This window comes from Acidobacteriota bacterium (assembly GCA_028875575.1).
Taxonomy (GTDB): domain Bacteria; phylum Acidobacteriota; class Terriglobia; order Versatilivoradales; family Versatilivoraceae; genus Versatilivorator.
The window spans coordinates 102,609-118,502 of record JAPPDF010000003.1; the positions used below are offsets into that span (position 1 = coordinate 102,609).

11 protein-coding genes are annotated in these 15,894 nt (G+C 62.0%); 5 read left to right on the forward strand and 6 right to left on the reverse strand.

Going from position 1 to position 15,894, the window contains the following annotated elements:
• Nucleotides 1–81 precede the first annotated feature (81 nt).
• The 3 genes from OXI69_00990 to OXI69_01000 all read right to left on the reverse strand — a co-directional run bounded on the left by OXI69_00990 (nt 82) and on the right by OXI69_01000 (nt 3,797).
• Nucleotides 82–1,035, reverse strand: coding sequence for a tetratricopeptide repeat protein (locus OXI69_00990; GenBank protein MDE2664705.1), 954 nt, complete (start codon nt 1,033–1,035; stop codon nt 82–84).
• Between the two features lie 129 nt (nt 1,036–1,164).
• On the reverse strand, nt 1,165–2,325 hold the full coding sequence (locus OXI69_00995) for a multiheme c-type cytochrome (protein MDE2664706.1): 1,161 nt from the start codon (nt 2,323–2,325) through the stop codon (nt 1,165–1,167).
• A complete protein-coding gene (locus tag OXI69_01000) occupies nt 2,313–3,797 on the reverse strand; it encodes a FecR family protein (protein ID MDE2664707.1) in 1,485 nt (494 codons plus the stop codon). Before OXI69_01000 ends, OXI69_00995 begins: the two co-directional genes overlap by 13 nt.
• Before the next feature lie 259 nt (nt 3,798–4,056).
• Between OXI69_01000 and OXI69_01005 the strand changes: the two genes are divergently transcribed.
• Both OXI69_01005 and OXI69_01010 read left to right on the forward strand, forming a co-directional pair.
• Nucleotides 4,057–5,754 carry a CRTAC1 family protein gene (locus OXI69_01005; protein ID MDE2664708.1) on the forward strand — a complete coding sequence of 566 codons (1,698 nt, stop codon included), beginning with the start codon at nt 4,057–4,059 and terminating at the stop codon, nt 5,752–5,754.
• A 220-nt stretch (nt 5,755–5,974) separates the two neighbouring features.
• Complete coding sequence (locus tag OXI69_01010) at nt 5,975–6,946, forward strand: tetratricopeptide repeat protein (protein MDE2664709.1); 972 nt, start codon at nt 5,975–5,977, stop codon at nt 6,944–6,946.
• A 37-nt stretch (nt 6,947–6,983) separates the two neighbouring features.
• On the opposite strand, the gene OXI69_01015 is transcribed toward OXI69_01010, so the two are convergent.
• The 3 genes from OXI69_01015 to OXI69_01025 all read right to left on the reverse strand — a co-directional run bounded on the left by OXI69_01015 (nt 6,984) and on the right by OXI69_01025 (nt 8,858).
• A complete protein-coding gene (locus OXI69_01015; protein MDE2664710.1) occupies nt 6,984–7,259 on the reverse strand; it encodes a putative addiction module antidote protein in 276 nt (91 codons plus the stop codon).
• Between the two features lie 9 nt (nt 7,260–7,268).
• The gene (locus tag OXI69_01020) at nt 7,269–7,556 is read right to left on the reverse strand and encodes a type II toxin-antitoxin system RelE/ParE family toxin (protein ID MDE2664711.1); all 288 of its coding nucleotides are present in this window, start codon (nt 7,554–7,556) and stop codon (nt 7,269–7,271) included.
• A gap of 147 nt (nt 7,557–7,703) precedes the next feature.
• Nucleotides 7,704–8,858, reverse strand: coding sequence for a multiheme c-type cytochrome (locus OXI69_01025; protein ID MDE2664712.1), 1,155 nt, complete (start codon nt 8,856–8,858; stop codon nt 7,704–7,706).
• Between the two features lie 135 nt (nt 8,859–8,993).
• On the opposite strand from OXI69_01025, the gene OXI69_01030 reads away from it, so the two are divergent.
• The 3 genes from OXI69_01030 (at nt 8,994) to OXI69_01040 (ending at nt 15,515) form a co-directional block, all read left to right on the forward strand.
• Nucleotides 8,994–10,097, forward strand: a complete 1,104-nt coding sequence (locus tag OXI69_01030; protein MDE2664713.1) for a tetratricopeptide repeat protein — start codon at nt 8,994–8,996, stop codon at nt 10,095–10,097.
• Nucleotides 10,098–10,196: 99 nt separating this feature from the next.
• On the forward strand, nt 10,197–11,810 hold the full coding sequence (locus OXI69_01035; protein MDE2664714.1) for a GWxTD domain-containing protein: 1,614 nt from the start codon (nt 10,197–10,199) through the stop codon (nt 11,808–11,810).
• 159 nt (nt 11,811–11,969) lie between these two features.
• Nucleotides 11,970–15,515: a VWA domain-containing protein gene (locus OXI69_01040; GenBank protein ID MDE2664715.1), complete on the forward strand. Its 3,546-nt coding sequence runs from the start codon at nt 11,970–11,972 to the stop codon at nt 15,513–15,515.
• Nucleotides 15,516–15,894 lie beyond the last annotated feature (379 nt).

Genomic DNA, 15,894 nt, shown 5'->3' on the forward strand with positions numbered 1-15,894 from the left:
CGCTCCCCTGCCTCATCTTGCAAACGCCTCATGGGAGAACACGGCCTATAGTCCTGGTTCGGGAACCCCATCCGGCAAGGATCATCGAGCAAAGCGCTCGATCCGCTCCTTCAGCTCCCGGTAGCTCTCCAGCGCCTGCCGGGCCTGTTCGGACTGTCCGGCATCTCTGTAGAGTCTTCCCAGAAGGCGGTGAGCCACCGGATTGTCGGGGAGGAGCCGGATGGACCGCCGGGCGGCCGCAATGGCCTTGTCGAGCTGTCCGAGCCTGCGATAGACCTTGGCCAGACCGAAGTGGAGATCGGGGAGCGAGACCGTTTGGCTCTCGGGGGAGACGGCAGTCAACTGGGAAAGAGCCAGCTTGGGTTTTCCGAGTTGCAGCAGCAGGTCCGCCAGCTCCAGGCGGGCCTGGCCGGCGTCAGGGTGATCTTCCACCTCCTGCTGCAAGGCTTGCAGTGCCTCCCGAAACATCCCGGCGTCCAGGTAAATGGCGGCCAGGTGGTAGTGAGCCCAGGCGTAGCGGGGATCCCTGGCCACCACCGCCTCGAACTGGCGGAGAGCCTTGCTCCTCATGTTCTGCTGGTGGTAGGTGCGCCCCAGGTGCATCCTGGCCTTCAGGTGGTTGGGGTCCAGTTGCAGGGCCTTCTCCAGGAGCCGCATGCCCTCTTCCACCGGCTCGCTGGTCTCGTTTCTGGCGCCCATACCCATGGGATCGGTCGGGTCTTCGGTTTCGCTCCGCTGCTGGAGTATGAGAGCCGCCACGCCGTAGTGGAAGTCGGCTTTGGAGGGGTCCAGAGCCAGGGCTTTGCGCAGTTCGGGTTCGGCGTCGCTGTACTGATTGAGCTGCAGCAGCGTCATGCCGTACAGGTGCCGGTATCCGGCGTTCTCACCGTCCTGCTGCACGGCTTTCTGAGCCGCCAGCATGGCCAGCAGATACTCCTTGCGCTCATACCGCTCTTTAGCCTCCAGGTAGTCCGCCGATTGCGCTCCGAGCTGGACCGCCCAGAGAAGGACAACGGCAAGCGCCGGAACGGCCAATGGACGGAACAACTCCTTCCAAGACAGGCGGCTCGCCCCCTCTTCCTGCGGGATCCATCTTGTGTTGCTGGCTGCGAGCGGCCTGTTCATAGGGCGTTAGTGATCCTCAGTCCCACGGGCTCCAGGCATTCAGGGTTTCTTTTCGGCGACGATGCGTATCCAGTGGTCGGCGAACTCCGAGTGGGTCATGAAGCCCTCTACAAAGGGCATGTGACAGGAACTGCATTCGCTGGCAGCCACCTTGCATCCGGAAGCCGTGGCGTGATCGCCTCCATGGCAGGCCAGGCACTTGGAATCGTAGGAGGTGGGGGTTTGCACCAGGCTCTCGTGCGGGTCGTGGCAGGTCGTGCACTTCAGTTGATCCCGGCTCTCGCTGTAGCACTGGCTCAACACCAGGCGCTGGGCCGGGAAACGGGACACCTCCTTGTCGACCATGTACCTGGCAAGCGCCTGCAGGTCGCTGCCTCCCGGCGGCGCTCCGTGGCAGGCGCCGCAGAAATAGAGCTGCTCGATAGCCGGCATCTTGCCGGGGTTGCCAATGGTGGCGGCGGGATCGGAATCTCCTCGGGTCATGGCCCGGACGTGTTCTTGCCCCGGTCCGTGGCAACGTTCGCAGTGGACGCCGGCCGAGGCAGTCTCCATTTTTTCAGGCGGCAGGTCGGCGTTCCGGGTGGTGTGGCAGGCAAAGCAGTGCTCTCGTTGCGGCGGACTCATCCAGTCCGCCAGGGCGTCGTAGGCATTGTCGACCGGGTCCTCCAACCCGGTGGTGATGTCCAGCCCCCCGGTGGACTGATACCAGCTTACCCGGCTCTGGCCGTAGGCGCCGGCATCGGTCATGCCCACGAAGGTGATGCCCTTCCTCCCGGCCCCCATGCCCCAAAGCAGGTGCATGCGGTCGACTTCTCCGTCCCTGGCAGCCACCAGGTCGAGGGTGAACTCGGGGTCGGGAGACCGCTCGATCCGATAGGCCACCTGATTGCGCGGGTCGGAGAACTCCAGGGGCACCGATTCCAGCAACCGGGAAATGGAGCGCACTCGCCGCAACGTCAGAGGGTGCCCGCTCTCCAACTGGACTTCGGCAATCTCCCGGTGGCACTGCACGCACTGGCTCGAACCCACAAAGCCCGATTCGTCGGTGGCTTGTGCGCGGGGGGGGACCACCGAAAGGAAGATCGTTGAAACCGCGACCGAGAGAAAGCAGGAAGCCAGGTTCCTGTGCAGCGCGGCCGATTTCCCGGCCGGCCCTGGGTGCGCCCGCAGGCCGATGGCGATGGACATCAGTTGTTCCACCTCCCTATCCCCATTTGCGCGCGATTTGCGGGATTGTCCTGCAACTGGCGATCGTGTTCGTCCTGCCCCACTGACTCCTGCCTTCGACCGTTGCGTATTTCCCCGAGGTCCCGGGACTTGATCCATAGGGCGTTGCCGTAGCGAAATCCATAGGGGGACTTGGGCTTGGAATCGAAGGGCACGAAGGTAAACCCTTGGGACCGACTGCCGAGTACCCATCCTCCTCGGTTCTGGTAGCCGAAGCTGGGGTAGGCCGACCGGCGCAATCGGGCTGAGAGCCGTGAGTTGGACTGGGCCAACTGTTGGGCTCGTTCTTTGCTCCATTGGTTGAGGTCGTCCCGCTTCCTCAGCTTTCCCGACTGAAGCTTGGAGGATGCCGCTTCGACCTGGTAGCTCCTGCCGGCTTCAAGCCGTCGCCTCTTCCGGTTGTTCCCCATCCATTCCAAAGCCCCCTTGTAGACCGAGACGCGTAACCGGGGCTCGAGGCTGAGGCGATACAGCCCTTTGGCGGCCACTTGAAAATCGCCGGCTGGAGTCGATATGGACAACGAGTGGATGGCGGGATTGAAGGCGGCGGATTCCAGGATGATTTCCCCGCGTAGAATCTCGAACTTCATGGTCGCGTAACCCGTCCTGATGAATCGGACCAGGCTGCTTTCGGCGAGCCTCAAGTAGCTGCCCGGATTCAGGAGCAGTTCCGCGCGACCATTCTCCAGGGTCCTCAGCTGCCCTCCGGCATTCAACTTGTGACCGGCGGTCAAAAGCCAGCGGTTGCTGCCCGCGAACGAATATTGGGGCGGTCTTCCCCAAAAGCTGTTCAACAGAAAGGCCGAACGCACCTGTCCCCAAGGGTCCAGGTGATCGCGGCTGTGCTTGCCCAGCTCGGCCACGGCCGGAGTGTTTTCTGAAGCACTTCGTAGAACGTACCGATTGCCATGGGTCAGGTTGAACGATTGTCCGTCTCGCTTCAGCCAGTTCAACTTGCCGGAGTGAACGGCAACTTCCAGTGATGACGGGTCTTTGGCTTCAATTCGATAAAACCCGTCTTTGAGAAGCTCCAGGTCCCCGGCAGGGGTTGACAGCCTGAAGGCGTGGCGACGGCCTTTGAAGCGTCTGGAGTCGACGACGACCGTTCCCTCCGAAACGCGGAAGTGCATCTTCCGGTATGCCGTGTCGAGGACTTCCAGTCGGGCCTGGTCGGCCAGACGCAGGAAACCGCCCGGATGCAACATGATTTCGAGACGGTCCCCGCGGCCTGTCCGGACTATGTCCCTGGCCTCCAATCGGTGGCCGATTGCGATTTCAGCGGGCACCCCCTGCCCGCCGGCAAGCAGAAGCTGTTTGCCCTTGACATACCTGACGGTGCCGGCTTGAAGGTGAGAGACGTGAGCGGCGGGATCCCTTGCCAAAGCCCGGGTGGCTCCGGCAAGAAGCAGGAACCCGGCCGCCGAAGTCACGATGATCCTAGTCATCACTTTGCCTCTCATCCGGCGAAAGTTTGAGCTCAACATCGGCAATGCAACGAGAGGACGGCACGACCCATCGATCACTGGCCCTATCTTAGTGATCCTGATTCTGCAATTCCAGTGTCATGTGCGAACAAGAGGCTGCCGCCCCGGGATCAGTCGCGATCCGTGCTAAAATCAACTCAGAGTAGGCGATGATATAGTCGCTTTCCGCGTAGTGACCACTTCCGGCGACTCCTGCAGGCAGTTTGCTCCAATCCAAGTGATGAACAAGCCGATAGCACTGAGCCTGATTGCTTGCCTGACCGCCTTGTCGGGGATGTTCGCCAACGACTTGTCCCGCTCGGACAAATCGTTGCCTGCCTTGCCCTCGCTGGTCTTTGAGGACGTGGCGGCCGAAGCGGGGCTGGATTTTCAGCACTTCAGCGGCAGCCCGGAGAAGCAGTACATCCTGGAGAGCATGAGCGGGGGCGTGGCCTGGATCGACTTCGACCGGGACGGTTGGATGGATCTCTATCTGGTCAACGGAGGCCGCTGGGAGGAGCTGGTTCAAGGAAAGCGCACGGTCTCCAACGCGCTCTACCGCAACAACGGCGACGGGACCTTTGCCAACGTGACCGACAAGGCAGGAGTCGGGAATCCCCACTGGGGGATGGGAGTGGCCGCCGGCGACTATGACAACGACGGCTGGGTGGACCTGTTCGTCTGCAACTACGGCTCCAACACCCTTTACCGGAACAACGGGAACGGTACCTTCAGCGACGTGACCGCCACGGCCGGGGTGGGAGACGGCCGCTGGGCGGTGAGCGCATCCTTCGGCGACTACGACGCCGACGGCTGGGTGGATCTCTACGTCACCAACACGGTCCAGTTCGACTACAAGGACCCCGACCCCATGGATTGCCACTACCGGGGCATTACGGTGCAGTGCGGACCCCTGGGGATGGTCGGCGATTCCGACATCCTCTACCGCAACAACGGAGACGGCACCTTTCGGGACGTGAGCGAGCCGGCCGGTGTCTCGGAGGTGACCCCCTCCTATGGCCTGGGGGCCATCTGGAGCGACTACGACAACGACGGAGACCTCGATCTCTACGTGGCCAACGACCAAATGGCCAATTTTCTCTTTCGCAACCAGGGGGACGGCACCTTCGAGGAGACTGGGCTCTTCGCCGGAGCTGCTTTCAGCGATGACGGCACGGCTCAGGGCAGCATGGGAGTGGATTTCGGCGACTACGACCGGGACGGTTTGCTGGATATCTACATCACCCATTTTTCGGACGACTACAATACGCTCTTCCGCAATCTGGGGCAGGGCAGATTTCGCGACATGACCCGGGGCGCAGGCCTGACCTTCAGCAGTTGGCCCATGGTGGGCTGGGGCACCGGATTCGTGGACCTGGACCATGACGGCTGGGAAGACATCTTCGCCGCCAACGGCCACGTGTTTCCCCAGGTGGACGGATACAAGATCGGCACCAGCTTCCATCAACGCAGCCAGGTCTTTCGCAACATGGGCGACGGCAAGTTTCAGGAAGTGTCGGCCGGACTCGACAAGCTCAAATCCTGGTCCAGCCGGGGAGTGGCCTTTGCCGACTACGACAACGACGGCGATATCGACGTCGCCGTCAACAACCTGGACGGAGTCCCCTGGCTCCTGAAGAATCAAAAGGGGAGCGAGGCGGGGAATTGGCTGATGCTTTCCCTGGAGGGAACCCGAACCAATCGCAGCGCCATCGGAGCCAGGGTCACCCTCGAGACCGGGGAGGGAAAGCAGATGCGGGAGGTCCGGGGCGGGTCCAGCTACGAATCCACCCACGACTTCCGGGTCCACTTCGGTCTTGGCCGGCTCGAGACCGTCAACAAGCTGACCGTCCGTTGGACCGATGGGACCACCCAGAGCTTTGAGAACCTTGGAGTCAACCGGACCTATCGGCTCAAGGAAGGGGGAGAGCTTGAGTAGCTCCACAAGCAATCGAGCCTATTGAAAAAATTCGTCCCGCAGTCTCCCTGTCCTCGCAAAATAATCCTGTGCATCCTGTGCATCGATGTTAATAAACCATCGAATCATGCCTGACGTTGTAGCGGTATCCCGTCACCCGGCGGCGGGGGTGCTTCAGGGCAAGCGCTTTTCGGAACTACGGAACCCGGCCGCGATGCGCAACTCAACCGGTTTATGGTCCATGAGTCGGATTTTGCTATTCCTTTTGACAGGCTGCCTCTGCAATGCGGCGGTCGCCGCCGGTGAATCACCCCACTACCTGGAGGCCAGGCAGAGGTATGAAAACAAGGAGTATCTTCTGGCCATGCTGGCCGCGGAAAAGGCTGTGCGCGAGGACGGGGAGAACGCCGGGCACCGTTACCTCTACGGCGCCGTCCTGGCCGAGCTGAAGCAGTTTTCAGATGCCGAAGCCCATCTGCGGAAGGCCGTGGCCCTGGACGGCCGGAAGGCGGAATACCTTTATCAATTGGGACGAGTCCTGCTGGAACAGTCGCATCAAGCCGTCATCCGGCGAGGCATGAGCGCCGGGGTAAGGATGTCGCGCAGCGAGGCCGTGGATGCGGAAGGCTTGACGCTACTGGAGCGAGCCGTCGAGCTGGACGGGGGCCTCCTGGCGGCGCGGGTCCGCCTGGGGCGCGCCTACACCGATCAGAATCGATTCCTAGAGACGCTGGAGCAATTCCAGGCGGTGGCCGAGGCCGATCCCCGCTTTCCCGAGATCCACTCCTATCTGGCGGTGCTCCATCTGAAGATGGGACGGGTAATCCAGGCCATCCAGGCACTTCAGGCCGAAGTCGAGTACTATCCCGACAACGCCATGGCCCGCCTGGACCTGGGCGACCTGCTGCTGCAGTTGGCTCAGCCCAGGGTGGCCCTCCGGCACCTGCTTGCGGCCGAGCGGGAGAGCCCGGAAACCCCCGACCTTCACTATGCCCTGGCCAAGACCTACCGGGCACTGGACCAGCCCGGGAAAGCTCTGGCCTCGGCCCGCAAGTGCGTCGACCTGGCGCCCGAGGCACCCGCTCCCCGCTACCTGCTGGCCCAGCTCCATCGCCGCAACGGTCAACCCGATCTGGCTCGGCGGGAGCTGGCGACCGCTGAACGATTGAGAAGCCGGCAGTCTGCCACCTACCGTCCCCCGAAGGCGGATTGATCCGCGTAGGCAGACATGGATGTTGCTGCGGATGTGCCTATTGAGTGATGGCAAGGCGGACGTTCAGCGTGTCCAGAACCTTGAACAGCGTGTCGATTCGTGGATTGCCCTTGCTGGAGAGAGCCCGATACAGGGCCTGTCGGCCCAAACCGGTTGCATCGGAAATGGAAGACATTCCCTTGGCGCGTGCGACGTTGCCCAGAGCTTTGGCAAAGTACTTGGGATCGTTTTCCGCCAGCGCCAGGTTGAGATATTCGATCAATGCCTCATCGCTGTCGAGGAAATCGATCACGTCGAATTTCTTGAGCTTCATAGTGCCTCCTCAGAGTTCAGCAGCCATTTGCTGGGCGAGTTTGATGTCCCGCTGCTGACTTGACTTGTCACCGCCACAAAGCAGGATCACTACTGCGTTTCTTCGAATGGTGTAGTAGGCCCGGTAGCCCTTGCCGACGTTAATTCGCAGTTCGCTGACAGCGCCGCCGACCGATCTGTAGTCGCCAAAGTTGCCATCTTCCATTCTTTCAATTCGAGAAACGATTGCGGCCTTGGCGCGTTGGTCACGCAGCTTTTTGAGCCAAGTCTCGAAGGTGCCCGTGTAGAGTACGTTCACGGAGTGATTGTCTCTTATAAGAGACGAACTGTAAAGCGAAAGTTCCCGCGTGTCGAAAAAGGGCCGACCACGCCCGTCTCATGGAAGTTGTGCGTCACAAGCGGCTGGAGATGACAGCGAGTCGGTAAACACAAAATCGGTCTTTGCTCAATCGGAAGCCGGCACGACCCGAATCCAGTGGTCGGCGAAGGCCGAATGGGTCATGAAGCCGGTCTCCTGGGGCATGTGACAGCGCACGCAGTCGTTGTTCGATTGGGGACAGGGGACGGCGAATCCGACCTGGCTGCCGTGGCAGCTCAGGCAGTTGCCATCGAAGGAGGCGGCCAGGTTCTCGTGGGGGTCGTGGCAGGTGGTGCACTTGAGGCGGCCGCCGCTTTCGTTGTAGCAGCGGCTGAGCACCAGCCGCTCGGCCGGGAAGCGGACGCTGTGATCCATGGCCATGGAATGGCCCAGGGCCCTCAGGTCGGCGCCACCCGGGGGGATGCCGTGGCAGGCGCCGCAGAAGTAGACCTGCTCCAGCGCTCCCAGGCGGCCGGGATTGTCGATGCCGCGGGAGGGATTACCGCTGTCCTCGGCCATGGCCTGGATGTGTTGCTCGCCCGAGCCGTGGCAGCGCTCGCAGTGAACGCCGGCATCCGCCTCCGGGATGGAGTCGGGAGGGGTGTTCTGGTTGCGGGTCATGTGGCAGCTCAGGCAATGGGCGCTCTCGTGCGGGTTCAGCCAGCCCGCCAAGGCGTCATAGGCGTCGACCGGGCGCTTTTCCAGCCCGGTGGTGACATCCAGCTTGCCGATCTTCTGGTACCAGCTCACCCGGCTCTGCCCGAATGCACCCTGGTCACTCTGGCCGATAAAGGTGATTCCCTTTCTGCCGGCTCCCACTCCCCAAAGCAGGCGCAGTCTCTCCTCCCGCGTTCCCATCCGGGCCACCAGGTCCACCCCCGTCCGCGGTGCCGCGGAGCGTTCGATCCGATATCTGATCCCGCCGGCCTGGTCCATGTGCTCGACAGGCAGCGCCTGCATCAGTTCCGGGAAGTCTTCCACTTTCATCATGGTATGGGCGTGGTCGCTGGCCAGTTGCCTGGACGCAATCTCTTGGTGACAGGCGGCGCATTGCCCGGCGCCGTTTTCGACTGAATCGGAATCGGACAGGGAGGAGGTTGACAGCAGCGCGGCCGACAGAGGTCCCGCGGCCAGCAACACCGGCAGCAGCCGCGCCCAACGTTTTTGGAACAGGGTCAGGCGCTGCGTCCCAGTAGGCTGCTCGTGCCTGGAAGGGTTGATTATAAAAGGGTTTTGAGGCATTCCCATTGCGGTTCGGCCGAACGCCGGCATCTTCCCGACCCATCGCCATCATGGACAGGGGCGCACCTTTTGTCAACCGATTCCCGGTTGCGCCCGATCGCTTCTCCCGCTAGAGTAATCTTCGTGGAAACCGGCTTGGGCAGAGACCTCCCGGGGGGTCTGCCCATCGAAACGGGGCCGAGGACGATGATCGAGGAGCGGAATCGCGGAGGCAATCCGCTCACCGGCCGGCGTTGGGCGATTCGCCGATTGGGGGGCGCTTTTCTTTGGACGCTTGCCGGGATTTTGGGCTTGGTGACGGCGGGCTGGACCCAGTCGCCCCACTACCGGGAAGCGCGGGAACGATACGACAAGGGAGAGTTTCTGCTGGCCATGCTGGCCGCTCAGAAGGCCGTGGAAGAAGACGGCGACAAGGCGGAGCATCTCCACCTGTACGGCGCCGTCCTGCTGGAACTGAAGCAATATTCGGAAGCTGAGGAGCACTTGCGGAAAGCGGTGGCTTCCGAGCCCGATCGGGCCGAGTTTCAATTTTCCCTGGGCGAACTGCTGCTGGCCCGGACCATGGAGGCGGCCATCCTCAAGGAAACCCGCTCCGGGGTGGGACAGCCCAGGATGCGAAACGTGGATCCCGAGGGGCTCAAGGCCCTTGAGCGCGCGGTAGAGCTGGATTCCGATCTGCTGAGGGCCCGCCTGCGGCTGGGCCGTGCCTACTATGACCTCAACCGGCACGATCTGGCCCTGGAGCAATTCGAGGCCATCGCCCGCAAGAATCCCCGCTATCCCTGGATCCATTCCTCCCTGGCGGTGGTTCACATGAACGCCGGCGCCGTCGATTCGGCCGTGCAGGCGCTGCGGACGGAAATCGGGAATTATCCCGATCACCACTCCGCACGGCTGGAGCTGGGAGAGGCCCTGCTGAAGTCCGGCGACACCGCCCAGGCGGTTGAGCACCTGGTCCGGTTGAAGGAGGAGGATGTGTCCCCGGCCGACCGCGTGTCGCTGAATCATTCACTTTCCAAGGCCTACCGGGACCTGGGCCAACTGGAGAATGCCCTGGCTGCCTCCCGCCGGACTCTGGAGTTGGATCCCGACTTCCCCGACGGTCACTACCTGCTGGCTCAGCTTTACGAACAAACCGGACAAGCGGCACTGGCCCGCAGGCAGATGGATACCTTTCGCAGGGTCCAAAGGGAAAAGCGACAGAGAACGCTGGGGCCCCTGCAAAGGGGACGCCGCTGAAATTCATTTCACAAACGACCTTTCGGGACTATAATTCTGAAGATCAATCAAATGTTACGTTGATAGCCTTGTCCCGTTTGCCGTTATGGCAGGTGCCTTATGCAAAACAGATTTCTCGATCGCATCCCGACGTTCCTCCTTGTTTCGGTTCTGATCCTTGGCTGTTCCCTGACGTTGCTGGCCAGGAAGAAGGAGGACAAACGGCGCGAAAAGTCTCTTCGAAGCGAGACCTCCGACCGATACCTCAAGAAGTGGCTGGAGCAGGATGTCTTGTACATCATCACTCCCCAGGAGAAAGCCGCCTTCGACCAGTTGCAAACGGACGATGAGCGCTACCAGTTCGTGGAGCAGTTCTGGCTGCGAAGGGATCCCACTCCCGACACCATGGTCAACGAGACCCGCGATGAGCACTACCGGCGCATCGCCTACGCCAACGAGCGGTTTCCCTCGGGCAAGCCCGGATGGAAGACCGATCGCGGCCGGATCTATATCACCTGGGGGCCTCCCGATTCCATCGAGACCTTTCACGGCGGCGACATGACCCTTCGGGATTTCAATGAAGGGGGCGGTTGGTCGGTCAAATACCCACACATCAAGTGGCGCTACCGCTACATTGAAGGTCCCAACCTCGGCGCCGAGGTCATCATCGAGTTTGTGGACCGTGGCTTGAGCGGGGAATACCGCATCGCCAGAGATCCTTTCGAAAAGGATGCCCTGGCCAATGCGCCCGGCTACGACATCAACCAGAAGCTGATCCTGGGCGACGTAGAGCCGATCAGCCGGAACCGTTTGCCTGGAGGGCTGGATGTCGATGATTTCCACGCGTTGCAGAGCGAGAAGTTGATGGAGACGGTCGCCCTGGGGCAGGCTCCCAAGATCCGGTTCAAGGACCTGGAGACGGTGGTGGACACCAAGCTGTCCTACAATCTCTTTCCATTCGAGTTCAAGACGGACTACCTCAAGATCACCGACGACACCGTGCTGACGGCCATCACCGTGGCAATGAAGAACAGCGACATGACCTTCAAGCAGCAGGAGGGGGTCCACCAGGCCTCGGTCAATGTCTTCGGGCGCATCACCACCATCACCGGGCGCAGGGTGCACCTTTTCGAAGAACCCATCCGCCAGATGACCCCGGATTCCACCTACAAGGAAGCCCTGGAACGGACTTCTCTCTACCAGACCACCGTGCCCCTGTCTTCCGGCGTCTACAAGGTCGAATTGGTATTGAAGGACATCAACAGCGGCGACGTCGGCACCGTCTACCGCAGCATTCGGGTCCCCAGGTTTCCCGAAGACCAGTTGGCGACCAGCAGCATCATCCTGGCGGACAGAATCGAGCCCCTGCCGGCTTACCAGGCCGGCGCCGGCCCCTTTGTATTGGGGGCCTCCAAGGTCTTCCCCAACGTGGCCGAGACCTTTCATCGGGCCGTGCCCATGCGCATTTACTTCCAGGTGTACAACCTGTCCCTGGACGAAGAGACCCAGAAACCTTCGGCGACCATCGAGTACGTTTTGAAGAAGGGCGACCAGGAGATCCGTCGCTTCCGGGAGAGCAAGAGCGCGACGGAAGGCGCCCTGCGGCAGGTGACCCTGGCCAAGCTGTTTCCTCTGAACAACCTTCAACCCGGCGACTACAGCCTGGTTCTGAACATCACCGACAACCTCGCCAACCGAACCGTATCGCCGGTGGCCAAGTTCAAGGTTCAGTAGCCGCCGTAACTTTGCCGTTGCGCCGCCGGACGATTCCCGGTCGCGGATGCCGCGGCTGCGGGGTTGTCATCGGAATTGTCCATCGCACCAGCGTGTTGTTGGAGGCGTCCACGCTCGAAACAGAGGCGCCGGAGCGAATTCCAACTCAAGGGTGCTGACATGGTCACCAACCCTTTCCATTCATTCGGGCGGACCTTGAGACTCGTGGGCCTGCTCCTGCTGGCACTGAGCCTGTCAGGTCCGGCCCGGTCCCAGCAATCGGCGCCGGCCGACGCCGAACCGCAAGCGGAATTCACCTTTCGGGTGCCGGTCGAGGTGGTGGTGGTCAGGGCCATCGTCACCGAGCGCGGCAAGCCGGTCACCGACCTCACCGTCGAGGACTTCACCGTCTTCGAGGACGGCAAGCCCCTTCCCATCCAGAGCTTCACCCGGGAGTCCTACGAAGTCGTCCGGTCCCATGAGCGTGAGATTGAACGGGAGAAAGCTCCAGCCGATGGGTCCAATGGGGAATCGCCGCCGGCTCCGTCCGCCGGTCCCGCCTCGAGTCGGCCTCACTTCATCAGCCTGCTGATCGACGACGTCACCTCACCCTCCCACGGAGCCTTGAAGCGCACCGTGGACGCCATAGGGAAGTTTGTGCAGGAACGGCTGCAACCCGGCGACAGGGTCGCCATGGTGGCGGCTTCCGGCAAGTTTCACCAGCCATTCACCGCCGATCGCGAGAAACTTCTCCAGGCGGTCCGGCTCCTGCCCGGGAAACTGAACCGCAGGCGAGTGATGAGATCCGACTGTCCGGCCATCAGCGATCTGCAGGCCCAGAGAATCTACAACGAAACCGATCCCCTGGCGCTGGAGACGGCGATTTCTGAGAAGATCTTCTGTAATCAAATGGTTTCAGGGGGAGTCTTCGGCTCCAGCCAAGGCGGCAGGGACCAGAATCCCCGGGCATTCAGGAACACTGAAATACTGGGGGTAGACCTGACCCAGGGAAACTCGGAACAGCGGCGCAACGCCGAGGTGATGGTCCGCGGCCAGGCGTCCCGCATCTACCGCGAGAACCAGTATTGGAGCCGCAACCTGCTGCACACGCTTCAGCAGCACCTGCGGTCGCTCCAGCACTTCGAGGGCAGAAAGAGCCTGATGCTGGTCTCGGACGGTTTTCTGGCCCATCACCTCCGTTACGAGATGCAGGGGGTGGTTCATGCCGCGCTGCGTTCCGGGACCATTCTGAGCACGGTGGACATGCGGGGGCTCTATACCACCTCCTACCGCGCCTCGGAGGCGGCTGCCCTGGCTACCGAGGCCACCCTGGCCCAGATGTCCATGCGGGAGGAGAACATCCGTGTGCAATCCCAGCCCCTGGCCCAGTTGGCCCTGGAGACGGGCGGGGTCCATTACCACAACAACAACGATCTCTTCGGCGGGCTGAAGCAGATCGCCGACAGTCAGTCCTTCTACTACGTGCTTACCTACGCCTCGCCGCATACCGCATCGGACGGACGCTACCACCGGATTAACGTCAAGGTTTCGCGTCCCGGGCTCGAGGTGACCCACCGCAAGGGCTACTATGCTCCCAGAGAGGATCCCACCTATATCGCGCTCAAGAAGAGGGAAGTTCTGGACGCCCTGCGGGCTCCCGGAAATCTGAACGAGATTCCTATCCGTCTCTCCTACAATGCTTTCCCTGTCGGCGAGGATCGCTACCGGGTCGACGTACTTACCCGCATCGACTTCGAGCGCCTGCCCTTCCTGGACCAGCAGGACCACCAGACCAATCTGCTGCACCTGATCACGGCCGCCTACGGCGAGAAGGACGATTTCCTGGGGGGGCAGGAGAAGCAGTTGGACCTGAAACTGACCCGGACCGGCCGGCAGGAGCTGGCGGCCCTGGGAGCGACTTCCAAAGTCACCCTGGAAGCGCCGCCCGGGGAGCATCAGCTCAAGGCGGTGGTACGTGAAAGCGTGGATGCCGTCATTGGCTCCGTCCAGAGACGGGTCGTCCTGGCTAAACGCCTCCCTTACGGGAAACCCTCCGGTCCCAAGGACCGCCTGCTGGCTGCGCTGGCAGCTCCGAGTGCTTCTTCCGCAATCCCGCTGAGCTTCACCACCTATACCTTCTACCCGGATCCCGACCAAGCTCTGGTTCGCATTTCGGCCGAGGCGCGGTTGCCTGAGGACGATGTCCCCGCCGCTTCATCCCTGGAGCCGTTGCGGATCCTGGCAGTGGCGGAGGGAGAGGATGGTGAAATCGAATCGGTTTTCGGCAGCACGGTCGAGGCTGATGGTGCAAGCGGGAAGGTGACCTTCGACGGCCGTATGAAATTGCCACCTGGGCGTTACCGCCTGAAGCTGGCCGTGGCCGATATCAGCGGAAAAGTAGGTACCGCCGAGAAAGAGCTGATCATCCCGGTGCTGCCGGAGGACCGGCTGGCCACCAGCAGCCTGGTTGCGGCCAGGGAACTGAAGACCTTCCCGCCCTCGGTGTTTGCGGTGCAGGCAAAGTTGAACGACGAATCGGATCCCTTTATCCACCGGGGTCTTCAAGTCCTGGCTCCGTCCTCCGGAAGTTTCACGCGGGGAGAACCGCTGATTGTCTACTACAGGATCTACAACCTGGTGGCCGAGGACAGTCAGAACCCCTTGATGGCCAGGGTTTCCCTGAATGGAGAGAGCGGACGATTCAAGGAGTTTCCGCCGGTGCTCCTCAACAGGGGAATGGAAGCCGCCACCCAGGGGGAAGCAGGCGTGGCCTTCCAGCTTCCCACGGCAGACCTGGAGTCGGGCAACTATTCTCTTGCGGTGGAAACGCGTAACGTTTCGGGTTCCCGAACCGTTTTGACCCGCTTGGAGCATATCGAGGTTCTGCCAGGGGAAGGCGAGGCGGTTGCTTCCGGCCTGGAAGGGAACGGATCGCCGGCTGTGAGCGCAGTCCTGAATCTGCCCAAACCGGGTGAAAAGGACGTGCAGGAAGAGGTCGATATGCTGGCCATCGCCGGCGCCGAGAATTCAGCCCGGCGTGTGGGCTTGATCGAAGCCTTCCTGGCCCGGCATCCCGAGTCCGAACGGCGTCGGGACCTGCGCCGCCAGGCCACCTGGCTCTTCTGGCAGCTCAACCATTTTCCAAAGACCATCGAGCACGGTGAGGCCAGCTTGTCGGATTCTCCCTCCGACCCCCAGGTCCTGACCATCCTGGCGACCGCCTACCACGCACTGGATGAGCCTGCCAAGGCCATCCGACGGGCCTCCAGGGCGGTTCGAAGCCTGCGAGGCCTGGAGCGACCGGGCCACATGGACCAGGAGCAGTGGCAGTCCCGGGTTGACGGTCTCATGTCCCAGAACTACGCCTACATGGGGAGCGCCTACCTGTCGCAGTACGAGGCCGGCCGGCGCGACCCCTCCAACCCCAATGCCGGGCTCAACCTCCGGAAAGCCCACCTCTACTCCTCCCGGGCGGTCGAGTTGGCTCCCCGCTCCGATTTTGCCCAGTTTCAGCTCGGCATTGTCTTCTGTGCCAGAAATCAGGTGGTGGAAGCCATCGAGCCCCTGGCCAAGGCCGTGGTTCTCGACGGCCGCTTCGCCGAGATTGCTCGCGAGAACCTGGAATTGGTTTACCGGGCCATTCACCAGGGTTCTCTGGATGGCCTGGAGGACCTGCTGGCCCAGGCCAGGCACGAACTGGATAACGGCAAGCCCTCCTCGCTGTGACGGGCGCCCCGGCGGACCGACTTCGAATTCCTTCCGGCAGGGATCGATTCAAGAACGCCTGTCAGATGCTTACGAGGTCGTCACCCGAATGCATCCCCCCGGGAGCGCGGGCGTCCCGCCCGCACTTTGTCCGCACCAACCCGGCCATCGACGCTCCCGGCGGGCACCGCATCAGCATCAGCCATGCGGAAGGAGAGGAGTGACGACACGCTCTGCGGGGGCGCAGGCAGGTGGCGGGTCCGGTGAAGCGAACCATAGCGTTTGTGATAGACTGTTTGCATGAGCGACACCTACCAAATCATCCTTGCTGTCGTCGGAACCGGCATCACCCTGTTGGGGATACTGGTCGGTCTATTGGTATCCCTGTTTCGTATTCTGC

Bases quoted from the DNA above. Each gene is read 5' to 3' on its own strand.
- OXI69_01000 (MDE2664707.1), bottom strand. From the start codon at position 3,797: ATGACTAGGATCATCGTGACTTCGGCGGCCGGGTTCCTGCTTCTTGCC.
- OXI69_01005 (MDE2664708.1), top strand. From the start codon at position 4,057: ATGAACAAGCCGATAGCACTGAGCCTGATTGCTTGCCTGACCGCCTTG.
- OXI69_01010 (MDE2664709.1), top strand. From the start codon at position 5,975: ATGAGTCGGATTTTGCTATTCCTTTTGACAGGCTGCCTCTGCAATGCG.
- OXI69_01015 (MDE2664710.1), bottom strand. From the start codon at position 7,259: ATGAAGCTCAAGAAATTCGACGTGATCGATTTCCTCGACAGCGATGAG.
- OXI69_01025 (MDE2664712.1), bottom strand. From the start codon at position 8,858: ATGCCTCAAAACCCTTTTATAATCAACCCTTCCAGGCACGAGCAGCCT.
- OXI69_01035 (MDE2664714.1), top strand. From the start codon at position 10,197: ATGCAAAACAGATTTCTCGATCGCATCCCGACGTTCCTCCTTGTTTCG.
- OXI69_01040 (MDE2664715.1), top strand. From the start codon at position 11,970: ATGGTCACCAACCCTTTCCATTCATTCGGGCGGACCTTGAGACTCGTG.